3 protein-coding genes are annotated in these 3737 nt (G+C 72.1%); 2 read left to right on the top strand and 1 reads right to left on the bottom strand.

What is annotated here, in order from left to right; translation table 11 throughout:
* Positions 1 to 1568: ABC transporter ATP-binding protein (locus tag E1J50_RS25640; protein ID WP_132257045.1), on the top strand; the 1568-nt coding region annotated here is incomplete at its 5' end.
* 68 nt (positions 1569 to 1636) lie between these two features.
* On the top strand, positions 1637 to 2677 hold the full coding sequence (locus tag E1J50_RS25635; protein ID WP_132257043.1) for an aldose epimerase family protein: 1041 nt from the start codon (positions 1637 to 1639) through the stop codon (positions 2675 to 2677).
* Positions 2678 to 2756: 79 nt separating this feature from the next.
* Here the strand turns inward: E1J50_RS25635 and E1J50_RS25630 are convergent.
* A partial coding sequence (locus E1J50_RS25630) for an FtsK/SpoIIIE domain-containing protein (RefSeq protein ID WP_281024602.1) occupies positions 2757 to 3737 on the bottom strand: 981 nt, incomplete at its 5' end.

The following is a 3737-nucleotide window of genomic DNA, read 5'->3' as shown; positions in this document are numbered from 1 at the left end:
TCATCGTCATCGCGGTGACCTCGGTGCGGGGCTTCGCCCTGTTCGGCCAGACGGTCCTGACGAACCGGGTCGTCACCCGCGTCGAGGCCGACATGCAGGCCGCCCTCTACGGCCACCTGATCGAGGCCGACCTCGCCCAGCTCGCCCGCGAGAGCCCGGCCGCCTTCACGCAGCGCTTCACCACCGATTTCGCCTACATCAAGGAGGCGCTGACCCGCATCTCGACCGTGCTCCTGCGGGACGTCGCCATGCTGATCGGCCTCGTCGCGGCCCTGATCTGGATGGACCCGGTCCTCACCCTCGTCGCGGCGGTGACGGTGCCCTTCGTGGCCGGGCCGATCGGCCGGATCGGCCGGAAGCTCCGGCGCGTCTCGACGACGACGCAGGAGCAGATGGGCGCGACCGCGAACCTGATCAGCGAGAGCCTCGCCGGCGCCCGCATCGCCAAGACCTACGCCCTCGAAGGCTACCTGAAGGGCCGTGCCGCGGAGGCGCTCGAGACGGTGCGCCGCCTCAAGATGAAGGCCGCCAACGCCCGCGGCCGGCTCGACCCGCTCCTCGAGGTCGGCGGCGGCGTCGCCGTGGCGGCGGTGCTGATGCTCGTCGGGCAGCGGGTGATGTCGGGGGAGCGCACGGTCGGCGACTTCACGGGCTTCACGGCCGCCCTCCTCCTCGCCGCGCAGCCGGCCCGGGCGCTCGGCACCCTCAACGCGATCCTGCAGGAGGCCGCCGGCGCCCTGCACCGCTACTTCGACCTGATGGACGAGGCGCCCCGCATCCGCGAGGCGCCGGGCGCGAAGCCGCTGGCGGCGGGGCCGGGCGAGATCCGCTTCGAGGGCCTGCGCTTCCGCTACCGGGACGACATGCCCGCGCTCGAGGGGATCGACCTCGTCGTGCCGGCCGGCCGCACCACGGCGCTCGTCGGGCGCTCCGGCTCGGGCAAGTCCTCGCTCCTCAACCTCGTGCCCCGCCTCTACGACGCGACGGGCGGGCGCGTGACGATCGACGGGCAGGACGTGCGCGCCGTCACCCTCGCGTCCCTGCGCGAGGCGATCGCGGTGGTGTCGCAGGAGGTGGTGCTGTTCGACGACACGGTGGCGGCCAATATCGGCTTCGGCCGCGCGGGGGCGAGCCGGGCCGAGATCGAGGCGGCCGCCCGGGCCGCGGCGGCCCACGATTTCATCGCCCGCCTGCCCGAAGGCTACGATTTCCGTGTCGGCTCGGGCGGCGGCCGCCTCTCGGGCGGCGAGCGCCAGCGCATCTCGCTGGCCCGTGCCTTCCTCAAGGACGCGCCGATCCTGCTCCTCGACGAGGCGACCTCGGCCCTCGACACCGAATCGGAGCGCCTCGTCCAGGGCGCGCTGGAGCGGCTGATGCGGGGCCGCACCACCCTCGTCATCGCCCACCGCCTCTCGACGGTGCGCGAGGCCGACCGGATCGTGGTGATGGAGGCCGGCCGCATCGTCGAGACGGGGACCCATGCCGGGCTGATGGCCGAGGGCGGCACCTATGCCCGCCTCCACCGCCTCCAGCTCTCGGATGCCGAGCCCGCCCACACCGAGACGTGAGCGGCCCCTTCCCTGAGCGGGGACCGGTCGGGCGCTATATGCCGGCCCTCCCCTGAGGAGGCTCGGCGATGGCAGGCGAACCCTTCGGCCGCACCCGCGACGGACGCGCCGTCACGCGCTACGAACTCGCCCGCGGGCGGCTGCGCGCCGCGATCCTCGATTACGGCGGCATCCTCACCCGGCTCGACGTGCCCGACCGGGCGGGTCGGCCCGCCAACGTGGTGCTGGGATTGGCCGACCTCGCCGATTACGAGGCCCGCAACCCGCATTTCGGGGCGCTGACCGGGCGCTACGCCAACCGGATCGGGGGTGGCCGCTTCAGCCTCGACGGGCGGGAATACCGGCTTCCGCTCAATGACGGCCCGAACACCCTGCACGGCGGCCCGAACGGGTTCGACAAGCGGATCTGGGCCGTCGAGGCGGCGGAGCCCGCCCGGCTCGTCCTGCATTACCGCTCCTGCGACGGCGAGGAGGGTTTCCCGGGCAACCTCGACGTCAGCGTCGCCTACGCGCTCACCGAGGATGACGCCCTGCGGATCGACTACGCCGCCTGGACCGACCGGCCGACGGTTCTGAACCTCACCAACCACAGCTACTTCAACCTCGCCGGCGAGGGCTCGGGCGACGTGCTCGGCCACGTCGTCTCGATCGCGGCGGACGCCTTCACCCCGACCGACGCCACGCAGGTCCCGACCGGCGCGGTCGAGCCCGTCGCGGGAACGCCCCTCGACTTCCGGACGCCGATCGCGCTCGGCGCCCGGATCCGCGAGGCGGTGCCGCAACTGGCGATGGCGAAGGGCTACGACCACAATTTCGTGCTGCGCGGCGGCCGCACGGGCCTGCGCCCCGTGGCCACCTGCCTCGATCCCGGCAGCGGCCGGCGCCTGGAGGTCTCGACCACGGAGCCGGGGCTGCAGCTCTACACGGGGAACAACCTCGACGGGACGCTCGCCGGGCCGAGCCGGCGCCTCTACCGCCCGGGCGACGCGGTCTGCTTCGAGACGCAGGGCTTCCCCGACGCGCCGAACCGGCCGGACTTCCCCTCCGCCGTGCTCCGGCCCGGCACCCGCTTCACCTCGACGACGCTGTACCGGTTCGATCTCGGGTGAGGGTCGGGAGCGAGGTCGGCGCCGGCCTCGGCGGGATGATCGCGATCTACGTCCGACCCCTCCGAAACGTGATCGCTCGTCACATCCCCTGACCGTCGGTCTCGACGAGGATCTCGCGCTTGCCGGCATGGTTGGCCGGGCCGACGATCCCCTCGATCTCCATCTTCTCCATCAGCGAGGCGGCCCGGTTGTAGCCGATCTGGAGGCGGCGCTGGATGTAGCTCGTCGAAGCCTTCTTGTCCCGCAGCACCACCTGGACGGCCTGCTCGTAGAGGTCGCCGCCGGCCTCCCCGAAGGAGCCCTGGTCGAACACGGCGCCGTCCATCTCGAGCTCGGCCGGGGCGCCCTTGCCCGCCTTGCCGCCCTCCTCCGAGCCGTCGTCGGCGGTGACGGCGTCGAGATAGGCGGGGCGGCCCTGGCGCTTCAGGTGCGCCACCACGCTCTCGACCTCGCTGTCCGAGCAGAACGGCCCGTGCACCCGCGTCGTGCGCCCGCCCCCTGCCATGAACAGCATGTCGCCCTGGCCCAGCAACTGCTCGGCGCCCATCTCGCCCAGGATCGTGCGCGAGTCGATCTTGCTCGTCACCTGGAAGGAGATCCGGGTCGGGAAGTTCGCCTTGATCGTGCCCGTGATCACGTCCACGCTCGGGCGCTGCGTCGCCATGATCAGGTGGATGCCCGCCGCCCGCGCCATCTGCGCCAGCCGCTGGATCGCCCCCTCGATCTCCTTGCCCGCCACCATCATCAGGTCGGCCATCTCGTCGACCACGATCACGATGTAGGGCAGCGCCGACAGGTCCATCTCCTCCTGCTCGTACACCGCCTCGCCCGTCTCCCGGTCGAAGCCGGTCTGCACGGTCCGGGTCAGGATCTCGCCGCGGGCGCGCGCCTCCTCGAGCCGGGCATTGAACCCGTCGATGTTGCGCACGCCGATCTTGGACATCTTCTTGTAGCGCTCCTCCATCTCGCGCACGGCCCATTTGAGGGCGATGACCGCCTTCTTCGGGTCGGTGACGACGGGGGAGAGCAGGTGCGGGATGCCGTCGTAGACGGAGAGTTC

Origin of the sequence: Methylobacterium segetis (assembly GCF_004348265.1) — a bacterium.
GTDB classification, from domain to species: domain Bacteria; phylum Pseudomonadota; class Alphaproteobacteria; order Rhizobiales; family Beijerinckiaceae; genus Methylobacterium; species Methylobacterium segetis.
The sequence above is the reverse complement of the archived record's forward strand: the minus strand, read 5'-3'. Positions and strand labels throughout refer to the sequence as shown.

Coding starts and splice junctions, on each gene's coding strand:
- E1J50_RS25635 (WP_132257043.1), top strand. CDS start 1,637: ATGGCAGGCGAACCCTTCGGCCGCACCCGCGACGGACGCGCCGTCACG.